We start from the raw sequence: 24,551 nt of genomic DNA, 5'->3' as shown, positions 1-24,551 counted from the left end.
TATCGAATACCTAATACCTCTTTTGACATTTTTGAAAATATAAAATGAAGCATTTTGCAATACTTTAGCTGCTGTTTATTTTATCATTTCTTCTAATTCCAATGTTAATTCCTTTTTTTCTTTTTCGGTATAAATCCCAGAATTATCCAAAGACTTCTTGAAATCATCGACTGTTTTATAATAATTATGTTTTAGTTGAATTTGAGCTTTTATCATATATAAATAACCTTCAGAAAAATTAGGGTAAGAAGCCATTAATATTTGCCAGGCTTGGATAGCTTTGTCATATTGTTTTTCATTATAAAAATACCATCCTTTACCATTCAAAATTCCAATTGAAAAATTCAGTTGGATACCATAGTTGGATAATATCTCCTGATCAAGGGATGCTTTAATACTTAAATCTTTTTGCTTGATGGAGGAATACTTTGCCTGAATTGTAGACCATTCTTCAAATATTTCATAAAGCGCAGTATTTATTATTAGGCCAGGTGTAGCATCATGACCCGCTTCTTTAAAACGAAACCCTCTAATGTCTAATAAAGGATGGAGTACAGGTTTCTTTATAATGGAATCCATCTTATTAAAATCCTCTGGAAAATCGTTACCAATTCCAAAGCGATAATATTTTTTAGAAGAATAGGATTGTTTATTTAATTTGCTAATTGAATCTGTTAAGTCAACGTTTTTCTGAATAAAAAACGGACTCATAGAAATAACAGCGTTCAAATCATTTATTCTGGAATTAAAAAGCGATGTCGTGAAATAACCATATCTTGAATGACCAATTAATAACCTAAAAGGAGAAGCATTATATTCCTTTTCGGCAAGTGGAATAAGTTCTTCAAAAATGAATTTTTCATTCTCTGAAGCCAGTCCATTTGGATCAGAAATTTTATACTGTGTTTCAATGTACCGATAACGCTGTTCCGATGCTACACTAATTATTATAGATGATGGCATTAGTTCATTACTGGTCAGGTAATCAATTGTATTAATTATATAGTTATGACTTCTTTGATTTTGCTCATCAAATATAATAATTAATGGGAAATTGTTTTTTAATTCATTTTGCCACTCTATTGGAACCAGTATAGAAATCTTTTTTTCAAATCCAAGATATTTAGAAATTATGGTCGTGTCTTTTAACTTTTTATACCTTTCGTATTTTTGTGCAAATAGAGTTACAGTTAGTGAATTAAAAATAAAAAGTAATACAAAAGTTTTTTTAATCATCTCGGTGTTGTTAAAGGGGTTTAAGTTGTATTTAGTCAATGCTTTATGGGTCGTTCCCGACTCATTATAGCGCTATATTTGGTACCTAATCGAGTATAGTATTTTTACAATAGTACACAAAAAAGAAATATTACAATTGATGTACTATGGTAAAATTGATTAATATTTATCCATTTAGAAGGTGATTCCATTCCTAATAATATTCTCTCTAAAGTAGTTTTTGAAGATGATAATGTTGAAATATTATTAAAAACCAATTGTTTATTGAGAAATGGGAAAGTTCGTAATTTTAAACTTAACCGGATATCGGAAGTTCGGGAAATCAAAGATGGGCAAAATATTTTTGAAGATTAAATATTTAAAAGAGATTTAATTAGATGAGAGCGAAAGCTTTTTATTCACAATAAAAATATCAACTAAATTGTCAACTAAAAAATAAAAAGCCTGCAAATTATCATATTTGCAGGCTTTTTTGTGGAGCCGCCGGGAATCGAACCCGGGTCCAAACAAGCAATCAAAAAGCTTTCTACACGCTTATTTTCCGATTGAATTTTCGTAATCATGCTCGGCCAGAAACAGCCACATGATCCTTATCTTCTTAGTTGTCAAAATGGCTCCGAAGCGTAACCATCTCTAGGTCTATTTTTACGGTTCCCCTTTAAAGAACGCCACAAACCAAGGCTTTCAAGGAGAATCTTGCTTTCCTATCTGATAGGAACAAGGCTAATCTTACTATAATTCAGATTATGCAGCTAGAGCGTAGTTATTTTCGCCGTGTAAAAGTGTTGCAACATGATATTTACGAGCTACATTACAACGCTCGACGTGCTTACTATTTAATTCCACTTGCTGTCAAAACCAGTCGGCCCCAGTAGTGCAATTCCCATTTTAAAGTAACGGATACTGTAAAACAGGGTGCAAAGGTAGCCCAAATAAATTTGAAAAAAAACTATTGCATACTATTTTAGTAAATGTTACATTTGAAACAAAACATAACCTTAACGTTACATAGAGATAAACACCAAACTAACTACCCCCAAAATGAAATTCGCAATAATTAAAGAAAGAAAGAATCCACCCGACAGAAGAGTCGTTTTTCCACCTCAGAATTTAATTTCGATTACAGAAAAATATCCGGAAGCTACAGTAAAAGTAGAAAGTTCTGATATCAGGATATTCACAGACGAGCAATATGCCAGTCTCGGAATAGAAGTTAGTAATGATATTTCCGATTGTGATGTCCTTATTGGTGTAAAAGAAGTGCCTTTGGAGTACTTGATTCCCAATAAAAAGTATTTTTTCTTTTCCCATACCATAAAAAAACAACCCTATAACCGCAAGCTTTTGCAGGCTGTTTTAGAAAAAAATATAGAATTATACGATCATGAAACGATAGTCGATGCCGAACACCGGCGTTTGATTGGTTTTGGTAAATATGCTGGGATTGTAGGAGCTTATAATGCTTTCCGAGCTTTCGGGCTTAAATTTGAACTCTTTAATTTGCCTAAAGCAGAAACACTGGCTGGTAAAGATGATTTGGTGAAATACCTTAAAAGGCCTTTTTTGCCACCGTTGAAGATTGTACTGACAGGAAAAGGTAAAGTAGGGAATGGTGCCAAAGAACTGTTGGATGAAATGAAGGTCAAAGAAGTATCACACCATGATTTTCTCACTAAAAACTATGACAAACCCGTTTATACCCAGATTGATGTATTAGAGTACAACAAGCGTAAGGATGGGCAGGTGTTAGGGAATGAGGACTTTTATGATAATCCTGAAGCCTACGTTTCTGATTTCGAAAAATATACTAAAGTGGCCGATATCTATATGGCCGGGCACTTTTATAATAACGCATCACCGGTAATATTGACGTCACCCATGATTAAAGCACCGGATTTTAAAATTAAGGTAATCGCAGATATTTCCTGTGATGTAAACGGGCCGATTGCGAGTACTATTCGATCGTCCACAATTGCAGAACCTTTATACGGTTATCACCCACACGAAGAAAAGGAAATTGATGTGCACCATCCCGCTGCCATAGTAGTAATGGCTGTAGACAATCTTCCTTGTGAGCTTCCTAAAGATGCCAGTGAAGGATTTGGGCAGATGTTTGAAGAACATGTGATTCCCGCTTTCTTTAATGGAGATGAGGAAGGTATACTCGAAAGGGCTAAGATCACAGAAAAAGGAAAACTGACACCACGATTCAGTTACCTGCAGGATTACGTAGACGGAAAATAAAGCAAATGCTCCAGGAATGGGGCATTTTTTATAAACATATAATAAGGAGTACTGATATAAGCAATAAGTTTTCTATTTTTGACTATAAATAGTACGCCGTGAGAATCAATGTTCTGAAAATATTTTTATTTCTTCTTATTTCTTTCCAGTTACAAGCCCAACAAATCCTTCCTTTTGTTGAAAATTTCAGTAAATCCGATTATAAGGGAGACAATCAGGTTTGGAATGTGGCTCAGGGCAATGACAATGCTATGTATTTTGCCAATAACCATTATCTATTACGCTATGATGGCGTTAAGTGGGAAAAATACATCTTACCTAATAAAACAATCATTCGTTCCATTTTTGTAGATGGGGATAGAATATATTGCGGCTCTTATAAGGAATTCGGGTATTGGAAGCGTATAAAAGGCAAAATGCAGTATTTTTCCATGTCAAAAAATAAAAAGCTTTTTGATGGGAATGCTGACAATGAAGAAATATGGAAAATATTCAAATTAAAAAACACCATCTACTTCCAGGGTTTCAATGAGATTTATTGCAGTACGAAGGAGGCTATAGAAAAAATAAAATTCCCTACCCAAATTTCATATTGTTATGTAATTGATAATCAGATTTACGCAGCTTCGGTAACAGAGGGGATTTACGTAATGGAGGGTAGCAAATTCACGAAAAAACAAAATTGGGGTTTATTAGAGCATAATGTGGTGCATAATATTGAAAAGCACAATGGCGTAGTTTACTTTTTTACCAAAAATAATGGTGTTTTTGTAGCCGAAAACAATACACTCGTACCCTGGAATAATCCACTGAATGCGTTGTTGAAGAGTCAGGTTATTGTGACGGCGAAGTTCATAGATGGGGAAAATCTTGTAATCGGTACCGGTTTACAGGGACTTTACATTATAGACCTTAAAACCAATTCCTATAAAAACATCAATAGGGAAAACTCCTTAAAAAACAATGCTGTACTGTCGATTACTATCGACCGGGAAAAAGACCTTTGGCTCGGACTGGATAATGGGATCAGTCATATAGAAATCAATTCACCAGTACGGATATTTTCAGACAATTCCGGTATTCTCGGTTCTGTATATGCGCTATCGACTATTGATAATGGCTATCTCTTTGTGACCAACCATGGTATATTTACGAGTAAGGATAATAAATTGGCAGTGATTCCAAATTCGCAGGGGCAGGTCTGGGATATTTACAAAAGTGGCAAGCAATTTATCATCGGGCATAATGACGGAACTTATATTTATGACGGAAACACCAGCCTACGTAAGATAAATACAGTGAGTGGCGGATGGAAAATACTGAAAAGCGAATTTGACAATGCCTATTTTCAGTGTACCTACTTCGGGATTGCTGTATATGAAAATCCAAACGACCTCACAAAATGGAAAATCCTGAAGGGATTTTCGAAGCCAATACGAAATATCGCACAGAATAAGCCCGGCGAACTATGGGCAGCAGATAATTACCGAAGCTTGTACCGGATTCAATACGACGAAAACTACAATACCACAAAAATCGAAAATATCTCGGAGAAAAACGGAATCAAGAACGATTATACGGTTAAGCTTTTCAACTATAAAAATGAGATGCTGTTCCTGATCAACAGGCAGTGGTACAACTATAATTCTATTTCGGAAAAACTGGAGCTGAATGTCATATTCAATAAATATTTTCAAAATTTTTCGGATATCGTACCCATTGAAGACGATAGCTTTCTGGTAGCCCGGGATGGTTTGTTGTATATCATATCACAGGTGAACGATGAATTTATCTGGCAATTTATTCCGGAGAAGTATTATGAAGGAAAACTGATTATTGAGAATACAAAAGTACATAAGGATAAGAACAATCTCCTGATTAACCTGGATGATGGTTTCGTATCATTACAATTGAATAAGATAGGGGAGAAAGTCGATAATGTGACCATTGAGGCTTTCTACCAGGGCAATTTGGTTGATGAAGATACTAAAATAAGCTACAACCAATCCGTAGATGTGAACATCATACCAGAATATTACGGCTATAGCCGTCCTAATTTGTTTTACACGCTGAATGGCACCCAGAAAATGATCCGGGTGAAAAGCGGGCGTGTTATACTGAATAACCTGAGTAGTGGTACCCAGGAAATCAATGTGTTTTACAATGACGGAAAAAACTATATCCGGATTGCAGAATATCATTTTAGCGTCGCCAAGCCCTGGTATTTTTCTTTTTGGATGATCCTCGTGTATTGTGCCGTCATTTCAGGTAGTTTTTACCTGTATTATAAATGGAACAAAATACGGTACCAGCAAAAACTCCTTTTAAGGGAGGAAGAACTCAAACACCAGAAGAAAATTTTAGAAATCGAGTTAAAAGCCGAGAATGAGCTCAATATCCAGGAGTACGAAAAGCATATTTTGGAACTTCAGGTACAGTCGAAGTCGTCTGAAGTAGCAGGGAAATCTCTTTCCATTGCGAAACAAACGGAAATGATTGAAAAGATTCAGGAAATCCTGAATACCGAAACGGATCTCAATAAAATGAAAGACCAAATTAAAAAGTCGATCAAAATTAATGATATCAATAAACATGAATGGGATATATTTGAAAATAACCTTTTTGAAGTGAATAAGGATTTCATCCAGAAACTTTCCAAAAAATATCCGGTACTCACCCCGAAGGATATCAAGTTATGCATCTACCTTAAGATGAATTTATCCTCTAAAGAAATTGCCCCATTAATGAATATTTCCTATCGTGGGGTAGAGTTGCAACGCTATCGTTTGCGTAAGAAACTCGAGCTTGCACCCGAAGAGAACCTACTTCGATTTATGTTTACCATTTAATATACTCTAAAATTACCAATAATGTAATTTTAAGCGGCATTATTGCATATTCTATACCACATCAATACTACATCAAGCAAGGCTTCACACTACAACATAACCCCTGCTAAAGACCAGTAAATACGGATAAATTGTAAAATAGATATCATTTTGATGTAGTTGTGTAGCAACACTCCCATAGTTACTACAACGTTGTAATTTTTTAATTTGGCTCCACTAACTTTAACAATAAAATAACTAATGAGAAACTTTCTATTAGGAATTCTCGCCTTGCTTTTTGCTCCCCTTTTGACGAACGGGCAGAGCATTACTGGAAAAGTACAGGACGGAAATGGACTCGCTATTCCCGATGTGATTGTGTTGTCGGCTTCCACCAATCAGACTACACTAACTGATTTGGATGGAAATTTTACTTTAAATGCCAAACAAGGTGATCCAATCAGGTTTTCAATGATTGGTTTTGAGACTGTCACTATGAAAGCGGCAAGTCCAATGAGTGTTATTATGCTCCCAAGTGCCGAAACGACCCTTAATGAAGTGGTGGTGGTAGGATACGGAACGCAAAAAAGATCGGATCTAACCGGAGCTGTAGGTTCTGTAAAATCAGATCAGTTCACCAAACAACAATCGTACAATGCAATGCAATCCATTCAGGGTAAAGTTGCCGGGGTAACCATTATTAATAATGATGCCCCAGGTGCTGCTCCAACAGTAAGAATCAGGGGATTGGGAAGTGCTGCCTCAGGAAGTGCACCTTTATATGTAGTAGATGGTGTGGTAACAGGTAGTATTGCCAATATCAGCCCAACCGATATTGAAAGCATGGACATCCTGAAAGATGCTTCCTCAGCTGCGATTTACGGTTCTTCTGCAGCTAATGGGGTAGTTTTGATCACAACTAAAAAAGGAAAAGCAGGTAAGATGAATATTTCTGCCAGCTCTACTTATGCTGCAAAATCAGTGTTAAACCAGGTGAAAATGGCCGGTGCCAGTGACTATGTGACATTCTTCAACGAAAATCAACAAGCCATTGGAAGTACCAGCTTCTTGTCTCCAAATCAGCCGTATAACACAGACTGGTTCAAACAAGTGACCCACGTTGGGCATTCTCAAAACAACAATGTAGCAGTGTCTGGAGGAAGTGACATGGCAACTTATTATTTTAGTTTTAATAACTATAATGAGGAAGGCGTTTTGCAAGGGCAGGACCTGAGTAGAAATACATTGCGTTCCAACAATACCTTTAAATTATTCGATGGCAAACTGAAAATTTCACAAAATTCAAGTGCTGCTTTTACTAAAATAAATCCAAAACCGTTTGCTGCTTTTGATGAGGCATACCGCCAAGCCCCAATTGTACCGGCTTATTATGCTAATGGAGCTTATGGGCAGCCATTTTATAATGTAGCAACAGGAGTTGTAGGGTATACAGGAGCTCCAGGCCAGAATATTGGTAAGTTAAATTCAACAGGAAACCCATTGGCTACTGTAGGATTTGCAAATGAAGAAACAAAAATGGCAGAACTTCAGGGTATGTTTGATGCAGAACTGAAATTAACGGACTACCTGAAAGTAAATACCAGAGTAGGTCTGAATAAGAGTTTCTCCAAGAACAGGATTTATAATGATATCAGAGGGACATATTTAGCCGCAGATCCAACAAGGACAGCAGCAGAATTTGATGCTTTACAAGTAGCAAATCCTACTTCAGCAACTTATGCAAACAATTTATTGTCGTATGAAGATGTAGAGAGTTTCCGTTACAACTGGGATACCTTCCTGACTTTTAATAAAAGTTTTGACAAACATAATCTGACTGTAGTAGCTGGGGTTACCAAAGACAGAAGAAATGATATTTACAGTTCTAAAATGTCCGGTTACAATGTTCCGGTTCAGGAGCAATACTGGAATATTAAACATGCAAATGGAGCAGTAAGCGCTACGCAGTATTACTCAACTCCAACACAGATTTTATCTTATTTTGGACGTCTTCAATATAATTTTGACGAAAAGTATTTCTTAACAGCCAACTTTAGAAGAGACGGTAACAGTAACTTCAAGCAAAACAATGAATATTGGGGGAATTTCCCATCAGTATCCGGAGGTTGGGTATTGACAAAAGAGAATTTCTTAAGCGATATTAAAAATGTAGATTTCCTTAAAATCCGTGGGGGTTACGGGGAATTAGGAAATGCGAATGTTCCTTTTAATGCCAATTTGATCTTTAGTGGATTGGATAGTAAAAGTTACAACTATGTATTCGGACCGAACCAGGATTTAATATATGGAGCGTATTTAGGATCTCCTGCAAAACAGCTGACTTGGGAAGTAACCAAAGAGGTGAATGTAGGTATGGATTTCGAATTTTTGGATAGAAGATTAGCAGGTAGTGTAGACTATTACAATAGAAAAACAACCAATGCAATTTTATATGTAACCCCGCTTTTGAATGATCCCTATACAGAGAAGTATTACGATCACGGTGGCGAAATTAAAAATGAAGGATTTGAGATTTCTTTAAACTGGAAAGATAAAATCGGTGAAGATTTTGGATACTTTATCGGAGGTACATTTACCCGGAACCAAAATACCTTAACCAATGTGAAGCCTGCTTACGATGGGACAACAGGAGGAAGTTTAGCGAATGGGCAAATCACTAAAAGGCTTCAGGCAGGGCAACCGATTTATGCATGGTGGATGTACCAGGCAGATGGAGTTTGGCAGACTCAGGCTGAAATTGATGCTAACCCACACTTACCGGGTGCACAGCCAGGACAGTTGAAATATACCGATTTAAATGGTGATGGTAAAATTACCGATGAGGATAAAAAATTCTTCGGCTCTTATCTGCCAACCTTTAACTACGGAATTAATGTTGGATTCACATATAAAAACCTTGATTTCTCTGTAGACGGTTTTGGTGTAGGAGGGAATAAAGTGTACAACGGATTAAAAGGTACCCGTGTTAATGGTGGAGAAAACATCACACAGGAAGCTTTTGATACCCGATGGACAGGTCCGGGAAGTACCAATACAGATCCGGGAGCTAACAGAACAGCTACCGCTTCCAGCTATTATCTTGAAAAAGGAGATTATTTCAGAATTAACAACATCACTGTAGGTTATACTTTTACAGATGTTTTAAGAGAAGTATCCAAAGTACGGATTTATGCTACTGCACAAAACCCATTCTTATTCACTAAATATTCCGGATTTACTCCAGAGTTAAATAACGGAGGAGTACCGGGAGAGACAGCAGGGATCGAATTATCGGCTTACCCAAATACAAAAACATTCATGTTTGGTGTTTCTATAGAATTATAAAAATAAGATATTATGAAAATACAATATAAAAAAATAGCGTGCCTACTCTTCGCGATGGCAGTCCTTACAGGCTGTGATGATTATCTGGATGTAGATTCAAGAGAAAACATCGATGCAGAAGACCAGACTGATTTAGCAAAACCGGAAGCTTTTGTGAATGGGATTTACGGAATGATGACCGAATTTGATTATGCTTTTGCTTATTTAGGAATTACAGAAATTCTTTCTGATAATGCCGATAAAGGAAGTTCGCCATCGGATAACGGTACGGATAAAAGAGAACTGGATGACCTTTTATTCACCAGCAGTACAAGCTCATTTGGCGCCATGTGGACCAATTGGTACAAATCAATCGGACGGGCTTCTTATGCAATAGAATACACCGAAAGTTTTGGAATAGCAGATGAAGCCTACAAAAACAGGCTGATTGGCGAAGCAAAATTTTTACGTGCTTTTAATTACTTTTTCCTGGTAAGAGGTTTTGGAGATGTGCCTTTACAGCATATTAGCCTTTTTAACCGCGCACCAAAAGAAGAAGTATATGCGTATATCGAAGCGGATTTACTGGATGCTATTGAAAAATTACCGGCAAAAAGCCAATATGCTCCTGCTGATTTAGGGCGTGCTACCAAAGGTGCTGCACAGGCATTGTTGGCAAAAGTATACCTGTATGAGAAAAAATGGCAACAATCCTACGATATGGCACAAAATGTAATCAACTCCGGTGAATATGGATTGGAGTCCGATTATGCTGTACTGTGGAGAGCTTCAAGTGAAAACGGAACGGAATCTATTTTTGAAATTCAAGGTAGAGGCGTAGTCGTAGCACACGGGGTTCAACAATATTCTGAGACGCAAGGTGCCCGTGGTACCAGCGGTTGGGGTTGGGGTTTCAATACGCCTTCAGACAACCTGCTTGCGGCTTATAATGCCGAAGGGGATGCGATCAGAAGAGATGCAACAATCATTTTTGAAGGAGAAACATTATGGGACGGACGTGTAGTCAGTGCTTCTGTAGAAAATCCAATGTACAATGAAAAAGCCTATTCCAGTGCCAATTTAGGTGCGGCAGATGGCGATAAAAACATCCGCGTATTGCGTATGGCGGAACTTTATCTTATCCATGCAGAAGCAGCAAACGAATTGGGGAATGCCCCGGCAGCTTTGGCTTCTTTGAATTTGGTGAGAGCGCGTGTTAATCTTCCGGAAGTAGCAGGTTCAGGAGCCGTTTTACGAAACCTGATCTGGAAAGAAAGAAGATTGGAATTGGCATTCGAACATGACCGTTGGTTTGACCTGGTAAGAACCGGACAAGCACAGGCGGCAATGGCTGCTAACGGCAAAACCTTTATCGTAGGGACACAGGAATTATTTCCTATTCCGTACAACCAATTAATACAGACTCCGACGATGACACAAAATCCGGGTTATTAATAATTTTAAGTCTTCCTTCGCGGTAGCGCGAAGGAAGATTTTTTTTTCACCTTCAATCATGAGAATAACACTAAAACCGATGCTTACGCTATTGTGGGCCATCCCGCTTTTTAGCATCATTCAATGCAGTTCAGGAGACATTGCTACAGCAACACCTCCAACACCTACGCCTCCGGCAACACCACTTTCAGATGAACAGCTGGTAGACCTGGTAGAAAAATCAACATTTAAATATTTTTGGGACTATGCCGAACCGAATTCCGGACTGGCGAGAGAACGTTATCATCCGGATGGGGTTTATCCCGATAATGATGCTCACGTTGTAACGACAGGGGGAAGTGGATTTGGGATTATGTCTATTATTGCAGCAGATTCCCGGGGATATATTTCCCGGGATCAAACGATCGAACGCTTTACAAAAATTGCCCATTTCCTGGAAAATGCCGACCGTTTTCACGGTGCGTGGCCGCACTGGATGAATGGGAACAATGGCGATGTTGTGCCTTTTGGAACTAAGGATAATGGTGGGGATCTGGTAGAGACTTCTTTTCTTTGTGAAGGGCTGATCTGTGTAAGGGAATACCTGAAAAATGGAACTACTGCTGAAAAAGCTCTGGCTGCCCGTTATGATGCACTGTGGAAAGGAGTGGACTGGGACTGGTACAGAAACGGACAGAATGTACTGTATTGGCATTGGTCACCGAGTTACGGCTGGCAAATGAATTTTGCACTAGAAGGCTATAATGAATGCCTTATTACCTATGTATTGGCCAGCGCTTCGCCTACACACGGGATTACACCCGATGCCTATCACCAGGGTTGGGCGAGAAACGGGAATATTGTATCCGGAAATACCAAATACAATTTGCCCCTGATCCTAAAACACAATGGTGCTGAAGAATACGGCGGGCCATTATTTTGGGCACACTATTCCTATGTAGGATTAGACCCGAATCAACTGACAGACAATTATGCCAATTATTGGGACCTGAATGTAAACCAGACAAAAATTGATTACCGCTATTGCGTGGAAAATCCACACCATTATGCAGGATATGGCCCTGATTACTGGGGGCTTACAGCATCTTATAGCCGAAACAACGACAATTCAATAGGCTACAACGCACACATGCCGAGTAACGATGTGGGAGTAATTTCGCCAACAGCAGCAGTAAGCTCAATCGTATACACACCTACAGAATCACTGGCGGCTATGCGCAATTTTTATGAAAACCATAGTGCATTGCTTTGGGGGCCTGCCGGATTTTATGATGCGCACAGCCAACAGTACAATTGGTCTGCCAAACGGTATCTGGCAATTGACCAGGGACCAATGGTCGTAATGCTTGAGAATTACCGTTCTGGATTATTGTGGAACCTGTTTATGAATGCACCAGAAGTAAAAACCGGATTGCAGGCACTCGAATTCCATTCCGGGAAATACGGATTTTAAAAGCAGCTTATGAAACTAAAATTAATACTGGCCGCTTTACTCATTTCCGCATCGATCTGGGCGCAAAAGGACGCTAACGGAAGTTTTAAGACGGAAATTGTACAGAAACACGAGCTCAATTACGCGTTGTACAGTCCGAAGGATACTAAAGGTAAAAAGCCACTTATTGTTTTCCTTCACGGTTCCGGCGAAAAAGGCAATGCAGTTGGGGACATCGATAAGGTCAAAATACACGGTCCTTTCAAATACCTGAAAGACCATGAACTGGATGCTTATGTGTTGGCACCACAATGCCCGGAGAACGAATATTGGGATGCCGAAGTGTTGCACCGACTGATCCTGAAAATACAAAAACAGTACAATATTGACCCGGCTCGAATCTATCTGACAGGACTGAGTATGGGAGGGTGGGGAGCCTGGAACCTGGCTTTTGCCTATCCCGATATGTTTGCGGCGTTAGTACCGGTAGCCGGTTTTGTAGACCGCGTGCCGATGATTGAAGACTGTAAGATTAAAACAATACCAATCCGCATTTTTCATGGCTTGCTGGATGATGTGGTCGATGTGGAGTATTCCATTATAATTTATAAAAAGCTGAAAGCCTGTAATGCCGATATCAAACTTACCATTTTTGATGATGCAAACCATGACAGCTGGACGCGGGTATACGACAACAGTGCGATTTATGACTGGATGTTGGAACAAAGAAAAAAATAGAAAAATACAAAGAATGAATAATAGAGTGAACAAACTGATCTTGCTGGCCCTTATGGTCTCTGCAGTATCATACGGGCAAAAGAGTAAAAGCAAAAGCATCAAGCCCAAAGAGCAATTTGTGGCAGAATTGATGGCAAAAATGACAATCGATGAGAAAATTGCACAAACCGTGCAGTTTACAGCCGATGGTTCCATCACCGGACCCAAATCGGGCGATAATTTTATCGAGCAGATCAAAAAAGGAAATGTAGGGTCGATCCTGAACGCTACCGGAGTAAAATATACCAATGAAATCCAAAAACTCAACCTGGACAATTCAAGGCTGAAAATTCCATTGCTTTTTGGTTATGACGTAATTCACGGTTACAAAACAATATTCCCAATTACCTTGGGAGAAACAGCCTCCTGGGATCTGGAAGCGGCAAAATTATCCGCACAGATCGCTGCTGCCGAAGCTGCTGCATCAGGTGTACACTGGACATTCGCACCGATGGTAGATATCTCCCGGGACGGGCGATGGGGAAGAGTTTCCGAAGGAGCAGGAGAAGATCCATTCTTAGGGTCTAAAATGGCCTTTGCGAGGGTAAAAGGATTCCAGGGTGAAGATCTTATGGCGCTGAATACTATCCTGGCGTGTACCAAACACTTCGCTGCCTATGGCGCTGCAGAAGCCGGACGGGATTATAATACGACAGATATGTCCGAAAGAGTATTGCGCGATATCTACTTCCCTCCATTTAAAGCAACTGTAGATGCGGGTGTGCGTACCTTTATGGCATCTTTTAATGAAATTGCCGGAGTACCATCTACAGGCAGCAAATTCCTGATGCATGATGTGCTGAAAGGAGAATGGAAATTTGACGGAATGGTTGTAACCGATTATACCGGAATCAACGAGATGATTCCTCACGGTTTTGCCAAAGATGAAGCCCATGCAGGGGAATTGGCTATGAATGCCGGAATTGATATGGACATGGTGGGTGGTATTTACATGAAAAACCTGAAAAAACTATTGCAGGAAGGTAGAGTAACCGAAGCTCAGATCAACGATGCCTGTAAACGTGTCCTGGATGTAAAGTATGAACTAGGGCTTTTTGAAGATCCGTACCGATACAACAACGAGAAACGGGAAAAAGAAACCATTTATAAAAAAGAATACCTTGTTGCCGCTACTGATATTGCCAACAAATCAATGGTATTGTTAAAAAATAAAGGCAATGTCCTTCCGCTTAAAAAAGACCAGAAAGTAGCTTTCGTTGGGCCTTTGGTAAGTGACGAATTCAATATCATCGGTTCCTGGGCAGCTTCCGGAGACCGTTATGGTTTTGCTGTAAGTGTGGAAGAAGGGGTGAAAAAATTCCTCGCCAATTCCAATAAAGCAACGTTCAGCAAAGGGGTTGAAATTAAGGATACCAAAAGGGATAATATCCAACAGGCGCTGAACAATGCGAAAGATGCTGATGTCATTGTTGCCGTAATGGGAGAATTTGAAAACATGACTGGTGAAGCCGCTTCACAAACCGATATTAATTTACCGGGACTGCAAAAAGAATTCCTGGCAGAATTGAAAAAACTCAACAAGCCTGTAGTATTGGTCCTGATGAACGGAAGACCGCTGACATTAGAGTGGGAAAACGAAAATATGGATGCTATTCTGGAAGCCTGGTGGCCTGGAACTATGGGTGGGGATGCCGTAGCACAAACATTATACGGAGCGAACAACCCTTCGGGTAAATTACCAATCACTTTCCCAAGAAATGTAGGGCAAATTCCATTGTATTACAATCATAAGAATACAGGACGCCCTTATTTGGGAGCAGCTGATTCAGAACAAAAATACAAATCCCGTTATACCGATGTAGACAATTCACCATTATTTGAATTTGGATACGGACTAAGCTATACCACTTTTGCATATTCTAACCTGAAATTGTCTTCAAATACTGTCAATTTAAAACAAAAACTAACCATTACCGTAGACCTGGCCAACACTGGGAATTATGATGGTAGCGAAGTAGTGCAGTTGTACGTACATGACTTAGTAGGTTCTGTAACAAGACCGGTCAGAGAATTGAAAGGCTTTAAAAAAGTCCCCCTGAAAAAAGGAGAAAAACAAACCGTAAGTTTTGAAATCAGTGCAGAAGACCTGAAATTCTATGACATCAACATGAAAGAAACTGCAGAAGCAGGCGATTTCGAGATTTTCATCGGTGGCAGTTCAAATGCCGAATTAAAAGGAAAGTTTGAGTTAGTTAAATAATTTTTTTGTGGATTCGAATGAACCCTTTGGCGAAAGCTGGAGGGTTTTTTCTATCAGGAGCATAGCGTCTGGGCAGTAATTAACCCTGTTCCCGCTGTCCTTCCAAATCTCCCTGAAAAAGGGAGGATTTTCCCTCCCATCGGGGCTAATGGAAAACGATAGGATTTCTTTCGGCAATCTGCATTGCATGTGTACAACCTCCAAAAGTAATACTATGAAAAAATACGTACTGCTGTTTCTTTTTCTAATGACTGGGAGTAGCTTCGCTCAGCAAAAAACCTATTGCAATCCCATCAATATCGATTATGGGTATTGTCCCATCCCTAATTTTGTGACCCAGGGAAAGCATCGTGCTACGGCCGATCCTGTTATTACCTTTTTCAAAGGTGAATACTATTTGTTTTCTACCAACCAGTGGGGCTACTGGCATAGTAAAGACATGTCTGACTGGAAGTTCATTCCCCGAAAGTTCCTGCGCCCCGAGCATGATGTCTATGACGAGCTTTGTGCACCTTCCGTTTCATTTGTCAACGATACCTTACTCGTTTTAGGCTCGACCCATACCAAAGAATTCCCGATCTGGATGAGTACCAATCCTGAAGTAGATGACTGGAAGGAACTCGTACACAAATCGGAGGCCGGAGCTTGGGATCCGCAGATTTTCTGGGACAAGGAAAAAGATGAAGTCTACCTGTATTACGGCTCCAGCAACCTATATCCGCTGTATGTGGTAAAACTTAACCGTAAGACATTCCAGCCCGAGGGCGAGCCCGTTCCGGTATTGGCACTGAATGATGACGAACACGGGTGGGAGCGTTTTGGTGAACACAACGACAATACTTTCATGCAACCTTTTACAGAAGGGGCATTTATGACCAAACACAACAACAGGTATTACCTTCAATATGGTGCTCCGGGAACCGAATTCAGTGGTTATTCCGATGGCGTATACACCAGTGCTACTCCAATGGGGCCATTCGAATACCAATCCCACAATCCCTTTTCGTATAAACCGGGTGGGTTTGCACGGGGCGCTGGTCATGGCGCGACTTATCAGGACCGCAATGATGATTATTGGCATGTTTCAACGATTGTAGTATCGGTAAAGAATAATTTTGAGCGCCGCCTCGGGATCTGGCCTGCCGGATTTGATGCCGATGGTGTATTGTATTCCAATACCGCTTATGGTGACTATCCGACCTTCCTGCCATCCGAAAAGAAAAATCACCTCAAGGGTAGTTTTTCCGGATGGATGTTACTCAACTACAACAAACCAATTCAGGTATCTTCGGTATTGGGTGGTTTCAATGCTAATTTTGCCAATGATGAGGATATTAAGACCTATTGGTCCGCAAAAACTGGAGCCAAAGGGGAATATATCATTTCGGATCTGGGTGAAAAAAGCACCATCAATGCGATCCAGCTTAATTATGCCGATCAGGATGCCGAACTGATGGGCAAGCCTTCGCATACTACAGGGCACAAATATGTGATTTCCATTTCAGATGACGGGAAGAACTGGAAGAAATTGGTTGACAAAAGCAAAAATGATAACGATGTGCCACACGATTATATCGAATTAGAACGTCCGGCGCAGGCCCGGTTTGTAAAACTGGAAAATATCGAAATGCCTACCGGAAAATTTGCCCTTTCCGGATTCCGGATATTTGGTAAAGGAATGGGGCAGGCTCCCGATGCCGTACAAAATTTCTCTCCATTGCGTGCTGCACCCCGAAAAAAAGGCGAGCGCCGTAATGTATGGTTCAAGTGGCAGCAGAATCCATTAGCAGATGGCTATGTTATTTACTTTGGCAAATCCCCCGATAAACTATATGGCTCTATTATGGTCTATGGCAAAAACGAATATTATTTTAATGGACTGGACAAGTCAGATGCTTATTATTTCCAGATCGAAGCCTTCAGTGGCAACGGAAGAGGTCCTAAAAGCGATATAAAAAAGTCAGAATAGGAAATGTAGTAAATTTCTAATTGTTGGAGCCCTATCAAAATTCCAATTAATTTAGTAGCTTTGACTATCAAAAAAGATATCATTATGAAAAAAACAATCCGAAATAGTGCCATGGCAACCTTAGTGGTGATGGCTGTAGCCTGTAATCCAAAGACGAATGAAACCAACGATAAAGCCGTACCAGTGAATGCTGCGGAAGTAGAACAAACCCGGGATTCTATCCGGGAAACTGCCGAAGAGCCCGTAGAAACGATTGTTATCGAAGGCGCAATTAAATCGATTAACCAGGGTAAAGATGGCTATACAGCTGAAATACTGACGAACGAAAAGCAAACCTATTTTGCTACGATCAGTATTCCAAACCTGAAAGATCCCAAACAATACCACGCTTATAAAGTTGGAGAAACAGTAAAAGTAAAAGGTACAGTATGGAAAATGGACGAAGAGAACCATGTAAAGGTTACCGAAATCGTACAATAATATTTTCAGGATTAGTCATAAAAAATGCCCAACAGTAGTTGGGCATTTTTTATGCAATAGGATTGTCAATAATATGCAATTGATTAGTTTTTAGTCCAGTCAATTTTACGGGAAACAAACATCACAGCTGCTAATATGGCGAACAAACCAATACTGCCCACCAACAATGCATAATTTTCCAATTGGATGATCACATAGATAAAACCATAGAGGGCGGCCAAAGAAATTGCAATCAGCATCGGGAATTTTCTGTTTTTGAGTATGGATACAGAATACAGGCTGATCAGGACAACCACTGAAAGCGCCGATATAATGTAGGCAAGGCGAAAACTACTGTGTTCTGTAATCGAAATCAGGAGCGTATAGAACATGATCAATGCCAGGCCAATCATGGAATATTGGAAAATATGGATCTTTATTTTACTAACGGACTGGATCAGGAAAAAGATTAAAAAGGTAAGCCCGATGACGAGAAATCCATATTTGGAGGCTCTTTCATTCTTTTGATATTCATCAATCGGGATCACAAAGTCTACCCCAAAAGCATACTTCTGTAAGTTAGGCAGGCTACCGAAAGATGATTGCGAAAAGGGACGGTTGATGTGTAATATTTTCCAGTTTGCTTCGAAACCAGCTGCCGAAATATGTTTACTCTTATCATTAGGCAGGAAGTTTCCGTTAAAACTTGGGGAAGCCCAGTTAGAGGTCATTTTCGACGTTGTAGTTTTACCGATAGGAACCATACTGATCCTGCTGCTGCCATCATATTGGAAGGTAAATTCAAAAGTAAGGTTCTTCAAGTCCTTATGGTCATTCAGGTTAACAAAAGCAGTCTCCAGGCCTTCGGCGTCCGGATTTTCTTCGGAATTGTATACAGGCTCCAGGGTAAGTGTTGTACCACCCAGTTTAATTTTAATCTCCTCCTTGATGCTTTTGAGGTTTTCAGTTTGAATCAGTATCGTGGCTTTATCCCACTGTATGTTTTCCTCGGGTATATTTTTAGCGCTGAAATCAGGTACGGTATAATTACCATTGAAGTTCATTTTGGTGGTAAATACAACGGCTTCATAATTGTTGCGTTTCAGTAGTTTGGTTTCTACCTTAGAAGTATTGTTCAGTACTTCCGGAAAGAAATAGGCATAAGCTGTTTGGGCTGTACGGGTTTTGGATACCTGTTTGGTCATCTGGTTGACGATTTCGCTTTCCGAAAAGATAGTATAGGGCACTTTTAAGATCGGTCCATAGAAATACACCTCTTTACCCCATTTATCGGTAATCTCATTCATAACATCCGCTTGACGGAGTTCCCTTTCCCGGATGAGGTTATTGACCAGCTGAAGCGGAAGCAGTAAAATAAGGGTTAGTACGCCTACCATAATCAGTCGTGCTGTATGGCTTTGTAAAAAGGATGTGGCTGTTGTGGGTTGTGAATCTTGGTTTTCCATGAAATAGTGATTTTGAGGATTAATTTTGTATAGAAATAATGAAATATGTGTAAAAAATAGCAACAGGTATGTTGAGTAGCAAGACTCCAATCCGGATAAAAAAGTAAGTCGGCTGTTGTCTGTAGACGATCAGGCAAACAACAAGCATAACAAAAGCAATGATATGGAGTACCACCATCAGCATTACATAAAACAGGCCTATCATGATCAGGTTATTGCGGGTAATGCCATAGAGGCCCCGTCCTTCAGGAATACAGAAATAAGCCAGGAGCAAAAAAGTACCGAGTGCAAAGGCACCACCGGCTAAAAACGTGGTAGCCGTTCCAATGGTTTGGGCTTGTATTGGGATTTTAGACATCATTATTGAATTAAAAAGGTGGTTCGCAATTGAGAAAGAGGTAGGTTCAATAGTTTTAAAAAATCCAACTGATGAAAGCAGAGTGCATTTTTTCCGCTGCGCCACTGGCGGATAAAATGGCCCCATTTGTCCGGATATAAAAGGCTTCCTATACACATCACCGAAAATTGGTACAGGCTGCGTTTGCCATTTACAAACAGGTAAAACTGCATCCCTATTTCATCCGGGACAGTAACTCCCGTAGCCGTCAGTACATGAAAGACATCATGGTCTTCCAGTTTGGGCTGTATATCAAAATTGTGGCTTTGAAGGAAAAGGCCCAAATGAAAACCAAGGCTATCGTAGGGGAAATCCAATAAAGCATCCTGATCCACGGGCCAGGGAATACTTTTTTTGAGCCATTTCTGGTATGGGATTTTACTCCAGTCGTATAGTTTTTCAATGATTAAGGCTCTCATTGTACAGTAGATTGGAATGGAATACGAAACGAACAATAGAGTAGCAGCAACAGGGCACCATAACCCAGGGAGAACCCGAACGTCCTCCAATGAAAAGCCGCGGTTGTAATAGCTGTTGTCAGGTCAAAAGGATGCTGCAGGATATCCCAGCTGTTGAATCGGAGAAAGCGGCCCAGGTAAATCCCGAATCCGGAAAGGAGCGCAGCAAAAACAATAAAAATCCTGCCTTTTGAAGCTGAGAACCGTTGTGCCCAAAGTTGTTGCATAGCCGTCATAGCAAGTAGTCCTACGAGTACTCCGGTCCAGGCAAAAGAGGTGAGTAGCAATACATCAAACCATTCCGGCATGTATAAAGCCCCTTTTTCTAAATGAAAAAAATCGGTTATGATATAGGGCGCATTAGGCAGGAACAAGAGCCAGACGAAAGAGAGCAATAGCAATCCGTAGCGGTTGTGGCGAAGGCGTTCCTTTCGTTGCAGGATCATAGTCAGGAGTAATGGAACAAAAGCCAATACCAGGTTCCAGGCGAGGAAACCATAAAACAAAGTATGGGAAACCAGAATCCGAATTATAAGCAATACGAGGCAATAGCTGGACAATACCATTACAAGTTGTGCAGGACTTGGTTTTCGGGACAATAGGAGGTGTAATTGTTTCATTTTAATTTATTTAAAAGTACTTTGTATTTCAAAGCAAAGAGGTAAAAAAATAGTGTTTAACTATTCTGGATTAATTTTTCAAGTGCTTCAATGTGTTCCTGGAATGCTTTTTTTCCAAGTTGTGTAGCTACATAGCGCGTATTGGGCTTCCTGCCAATAAATTGTTTTTCCACGATAATATATGCTTCTGCTTCCAGGGCTTTGGCATGGCTAGCCAGGTTTCCATCAGTGACACCCAGCAATTCTTTGAGCGTAGTAAAATCAGCAGATTCATTGACCATCAGAACCGACATGATTCCGAGCCTGATCCTGTGATCGAATGCTTTATTGATATTTTTAAGGATATTTTTCAAATTATTTCCTGTCGTATTTGTAATACATGATAGCACCATACAGGATGTGGCAGATTCCAAATCCCAGGACCCAAAAATACAATCCATATCCTGAATATTCTACTGCAAATAACCCTAATATAATTTCAGTGATTCCGAGATAGCGTACATGCCTGAAGGTGAACTTACTGGCATTCACACAGGCCAATCCGTAAAAGAGCAATGCAAAAGGAACTACAAGCCCATAGTGCCCATTCTTAAGCATGAGTATAATTACTAATCCTCCGGTTACCAATGGAATAAGGAAATTAATCAGCAATCGTTTGGAAGTAGCATTCCATAATACTTCCCCCGCTTTTTTAGCTTTACGGGAACTTAATATCCACCCGGTTAGTAGCGATAGTAGCAGCACAACAACTGCCGTTGCCAATATACCTTTAAAAGTAGCGCTTTCCAGCGTAATGTACTGGTAGGTATGCTGATCAGAAAGGTGTTTGGCATACGCAGCACCAATCAATGCATAACAACCGGCAAGTATACCGGAAAGCCCACTAAGGGATATGAACTGTGAAGATTTATCCATCATACTCTTGATATGGTGAATGTCCTGGAGGTAGTCTTTTTTTGTCATAAAATAAAGTACTTTGAAATACAAAGTAAAGTAATTCATTTGGTTCCTACAATAGCAAAATAGAATAAAATAAGATTTATAGCAGAAATATAGTATAGGAGCACCGGGAAGCATCGGAAACAGTAGAATTAATCGGGGTGCATTACACAAAAAAACAGTCTTTTATTAGTACTTTTGCACCGTCTTAAGGTTTCTTGATACAAGAATTAAAAGGGAACTCTGTTTAAAACAGAGGCTGTTCCCGCAACTGTAAGGCCTGTAAATGCATTTCGAAATACCACTGTTATCCAGACGGGAAGGTGAAATGTTGGGCCGAGCCAGGAGACCTGCCTTAGGATAGCGTATGTTGTTTTCGGAGAAAAAACAAGGATACACACGAAATACCTACGGGTAGTGCTGTGCTATTGTGTCATTTCTCCGGGATTTTTTATAACCCAATTTATAACCTTAACGAAAAGGAGAATGAAAAAAAATTTACTCAGTTTTTTACTTGTATTTAGTGCGCAATACATGCTGCCGCAAACAACCCCAAAAACCTATGAACTGCTTGCAGTAGCAGAAGGGAATTTTGGAACACCCAATGGCGATATTTTTACAGTAGGCACACATGCAACCGGCACTCCGGAGGTAAACGCAAAAATATATCAGAATGCCAACAATACTACAGGATTTGACGTATTACAGGATTTTCAGATTATAGGTAACAAAGCCGTATTGTTATCCAAAGCCGCCGGATTTCGTGTCGTCATTGCGGATTATCCTTCCTTGAACCATATCGCTACGCTAACGGGCCTGGGTGGACCACAGACACTGGCAGCAGCGGGTACTGCTAAAGCATACCTCGGTTCAAGTAACCCCAATGCCATTTACAGTATTGACCTCACAAATAATGTAGCCACTGCTGTTGCCGACCCTAATGCAGTAATCAATGGAACGGCAAGTTACATGGTTTATGCTGACGGTTATATCTATGCTGCATTGAGTTCCAAAATCGTTAAGATCGATGTAGCAACCAACACTGTAGCAGCTGTGATTCAGCCGAATGCAGGAACTGTAGCGGGATTGCAATACGATGCTGCCAATAATATCATTTGGATATTAGGCAAGGTAAGTGGTACTTCGGTAGTGATAAAAATGCAAAGTAATGGAGCCAATGAGCTGGCAGCACCAGTAACTCTTACCGGAGTAACCAATGCCACACAACTGCGACTGGGCAATCATAAACTCTATTTCCTTTCCGGTAAGAATGTGCATGCTTATGATGCAGCTGCTCCGGGAACAACCGCAACATTTGTATACACCAGTACGCTAACAGGCTCCTGGGATTTTGCTTATGGAAAATCATTTGATGTAGATGCTGAAAGCGGGGATTTCGTCATTGGAAGTGCCAGTGCTTTTACTTCCGGATCCAAATATGAAATTGTCAATGGCACCGATTTTACGCTGATCGAATCAGGTAGCATAGAGGGCTGTATGGGTGTGAATGAATTCATGCTTAAAACATTTGATGGAACTTTAAGCATCCAGCATCCGGTAGCGAATGAGATCGTACAGGCCATTTATCCGAACCCGGTACGCAGCCTATTGAACATTGACCTGAAATCAGATAATAATGCAATTTACTCCGTAACATTGATCAGCCAGCTAGGGGTAACGGTTAAGAATACTGCCGGCATTACGAATGGGCAATGTAAATTGGATGTTTCCGGACTGAGTGCAGGGATTTACATCGTAAGAATTACCGACACCGTGACGAATACCACTATAGTACGAAAAGTAATCGTACAATAAGTAAGGTACATTGAGCCTAAAAAAACAAAAGCCCCGGTAATCCGGGGCTTTTGTTTTTAGCAAGGAAATGGATTAAATCCTGAAAATACCACCAAAAACCAAATTCGTCTGAACGAAGAAAAAGTCCTGGAAAGCACTGTCTGATCCCTCATGTGTAGTTTGGATATCCTGCATGTTGATATAACCGCCTTTTAATTCGCCCTGAACAAAGAAATACTTCAGGAAAGTAATGTTAAGCCCGCCTTTGGCAGACAATCCATAACCTGAAACATGAAAGTCATCATGACGCTCCATACCCAATACCTGGGCATTGGTTTTAGGATATAATAATCCGGCTCCTACAGCTTCGGTAAGGTTAATCTGGATTTTATCACTGTCCCAGTTGAAAAGTTTAGTCGAAATATCATCGACACGCGCGATTTCAATATTGACGTAATTTAGTCCGTCCGTATGTTCAAAAGCCAGGAATTCCGGCGTCATGACCATAGGACTGTTGTTATAATTCCCGTTGAAAGCAGCACCTTCAGCATCAGCAGGAAGGTTGATCTGACCGTCCATATTTACAGTTTGGTATTGGTTCATCACATATTTCATGTGGTCAACACCAATCGAAATATTATAATGGTCATTGATGTAATACCCCATCCTGAAATTCGTTTGCGGAATCGTCATTCGCGCAGGATTCAGGTAGTCGATATGATAGCCTTTCGGTTTGTCATGTGCTTCGACATCCTTGATTGTAAAATTGTAGTTGTCACCACGGAACGTAATATCCGACTTCGAAAAATGGGCACGATTTCCTCCCCAGTAAAAAAAGAATTTCCCCTTATTATGGGCCGTGTATTTTTCTGGACTTATTGCGGCATCCTGCGCAAAAGTGTGAAGGGAAAAAAACACAAAAAGCATCACAA

At 40.0% G+C, this 24,551-nt stretch carries 18 protein-coding genes, 1 other RNA gene and 1 riboswitch; of the genes, 10 read left to right on the top strand and 9 right to left on the bottom strand.

The genetic code is table 11. The annotated features are described in order from the left end of the window. Positions 1-75 precede the first annotated feature (75 nt). Positions 76-1,236: an alpha/beta hydrolase-fold protein gene (locus FK004_RS16520; RefSeq protein WP_108738250.1), complete on the bottom strand. Its 1,161-nt coding sequence runs from the start codon at positions 1,234-1,236 to the stop codon at positions 76-78. Positions 1,237-1,708: 472 nt separating this feature from the next. Next, positions 1,709-2,106, bottom strand: a transfer-messenger RNA (tmRNA) gene (ssrA, locus tag FK004_RS16515). Positions 2,107-2,277: 171 nt separating this feature from the next. Here ssrA and FK004_RS16510 point away from each other — a divergent pair. The 9 genes from FK004_RS16510 (at position 2,278) to FK004_RS16465 (ending at position 17,966) form a co-directional block, all read left to right on the top strand. Then, positions 2,278-3,480, top strand: coding sequence for an NAD(P)-dependent oxidoreductase (locus FK004_RS16510; RefSeq protein ID WP_108738249.1), 1,203 nt, complete (start codon positions 2,278-2,280; stop codon positions 3,478-3,480). 98 nt (positions 3,481-3,578) lie between these two features. Further along, entirely contained in the window at positions 3,579-6,329 is a 2,751-nt protein-coding gene (locus FK004_RS16505) for a ligand-binding sensor domain-containing protein (RefSeq protein ID WP_108738248.1), read from the top strand. Between the two features lie 240 nt (positions 6,330-6,569). Next, positions 6,570-9,653 carry a SusC/RagA family TonB-linked outer membrane protein gene (locus FK004_RS16500; RefSeq protein ID WP_108738247.1) on the top strand — a complete coding sequence of 1,028 codons (3,084 nt, stop codon included), beginning with the start codon at positions 6,570-6,572 and terminating at the stop codon, positions 9,651-9,653. 12 nt (positions 9,654-9,665) lie between these two features. Then, complete coding sequence (locus FK004_RS16495) at positions 9,666-11,087, top strand: RagB/SusD family nutrient uptake outer membrane protein (protein ID WP_108738246.1); 1,422 nt, start codon at positions 9,666-9,668, stop codon at positions 11,085-11,087. 58 nt (positions 11,088-11,145) lie between these two features. After that, complete coding sequence (locus FK004_RS16490; protein ID WP_227871627.1) at positions 11,146-12,540, top strand: glucoamylase family protein; 1,395 nt, start codon at positions 11,146-11,148, stop codon at positions 12,538-12,540. A gap of 9 nt (positions 12,541-12,549) precedes the next feature. Beyond that, the gene (locus FK004_RS16485) at positions 12,550-13,257 is read left to right on the top strand and encodes a carboxylesterase family protein (protein WP_108738244.1); all 708 of its coding nucleotides are present in this window, start codon (positions 12,550-12,552) and stop codon (positions 13,255-13,257) included. 13 nt (positions 13,258-13,270) lie between these two features. Further along, on the top strand, positions 13,271-15,517 hold the full coding sequence (gene bglX / locus FK004_RS16480; RefSeq protein ID WP_108738243.1) for a beta-glucosidase BglX: 2,247 nt from the start codon (positions 13,271-13,273) through the stop codon (positions 15,515-15,517). A 214-nt stretch (positions 15,518-15,731) separates the two neighbouring features. After that, positions 15,732-17,486: a family 43 glycosylhydrolase gene (locus FK004_RS16470; protein WP_108738241.1), complete on the top strand. Its 1,755-nt coding sequence runs from the start codon at positions 15,732-15,734 to the stop codon at positions 17,484-17,486. An 84-nt stretch (positions 17,487-17,570) separates the two neighbouring features. After that, a complete protein-coding gene (locus FK004_RS16465; RefSeq protein ID WP_108738240.1) occupies positions 17,571-17,966 on the top strand; it encodes a hypothetical protein in 396 nt (131 codons plus the stop codon). 83 nt (positions 17,967-18,049) lie between these two features. On the opposite strand, the gene creD is transcribed toward FK004_RS16465, so the two are convergent. Genes creD through FK004_RS16435 form a run of 6 tightly spaced genes read right to left on the bottom strand, consistent with a single transcriptional unit; the run spans position 18,050 to position 21,849 of the window. After that, positions 18,050-19,411, bottom strand: coding sequence for a cell envelope integrity protein CreD (creD, locus tag FK004_RS16460; RefSeq protein WP_108738239.1), 1,362 nt, complete (start codon positions 19,409-19,411; stop codon positions 18,050-18,052). Positions 19,412-19,430: 19 nt separating this feature from the next. Beyond that, positions 19,431-19,772 (bottom strand): hypothetical protein, encoded by a 342-nt coding sequence (locus FK004_RS16455; RefSeq protein WP_157956138.1) that lies wholly within the window; start codon positions 19,770-19,772, stop codon positions 19,431-19,433. Next, a complete protein-coding gene (locus FK004_RS16450; RefSeq protein WP_108738237.1) occupies positions 19,772-20,227 on the bottom strand; it encodes a hypothetical protein in 456 nt (151 codons plus the stop codon). Before FK004_RS16450 ends, FK004_RS16455 begins: the two co-directional genes overlap by 1 nt. Beyond that, a complete protein-coding gene (locus FK004_RS16445; protein ID WP_108738236.1) occupies positions 20,224-20,886 on the bottom strand; it encodes a DUF1361 domain-containing protein in 663 nt (220 codons plus the stop codon). Before FK004_RS16445 ends, FK004_RS16450 begins: the two co-directional genes overlap by 4 nt. A gap of 56 nt (positions 20,887-20,942) precedes the next feature. Further along, positions 20,943-21,239, bottom strand: coding sequence for a winged helix-turn-helix domain-containing protein (locus tag FK004_RS16440; protein WP_108738235.1), 297 nt, complete (start codon positions 21,237-21,239; stop codon positions 20,943-20,945). A gap of 1 nt (position 21,240) precedes the next feature. Continuing rightward, complete coding sequence (locus FK004_RS16435) at positions 21,241-21,849, bottom strand: hypothetical protein (RefSeq protein WP_108738234.1); 609 nt, start codon at positions 21,847-21,849, stop codon at positions 21,241-21,243. Between the two features lie 170 nt (positions 21,850-22,019). Continuing rightward, positions 22,020-22,197: riboswitch (cobalamin riboswitch) on the top strand. 114 nt (positions 22,198-22,311) lie between these two features. Between FK004_RS16435 and FK004_RS16430 the strand changes: the two genes are divergently transcribed. Further along, complete coding sequence (locus FK004_RS16430; protein ID WP_108738233.1) at positions 22,312-23,640, top strand: T9SS type A sorting domain-containing protein; 1,329 nt, start codon at positions 22,312-22,314, stop codon at positions 23,638-23,640. 72 nt (positions 23,641-23,712) lie between these two features. Here the strand turns inward: FK004_RS16430 and FK004_RS16425 are convergent, their stop codons facing one another. Further along, positions 23,713-24,546, bottom strand: a complete 834-nt coding sequence (locus tag FK004_RS16425; RefSeq protein ID WP_108738232.1) for a hypothetical protein — start codon at positions 24,544-24,546, stop codon at positions 23,713-23,715. Between the last annotated feature and the right edge of the window lie 5 nt (positions 24,547-24,551).

Source organism: Flavobacterium kingsejongi (assembly GCF_003076475.1).
GTDB lineage: Bacteria > Bacteroidota > Bacteroidia > Flavobacteriales > Flavobacteriaceae > Flavobacterium > Flavobacterium kingsejongi.
The sequence above is the reverse complement of the archived record's forward strand: the minus strand, read 5'-3'. Positions and strand labels throughout refer to the sequence as shown.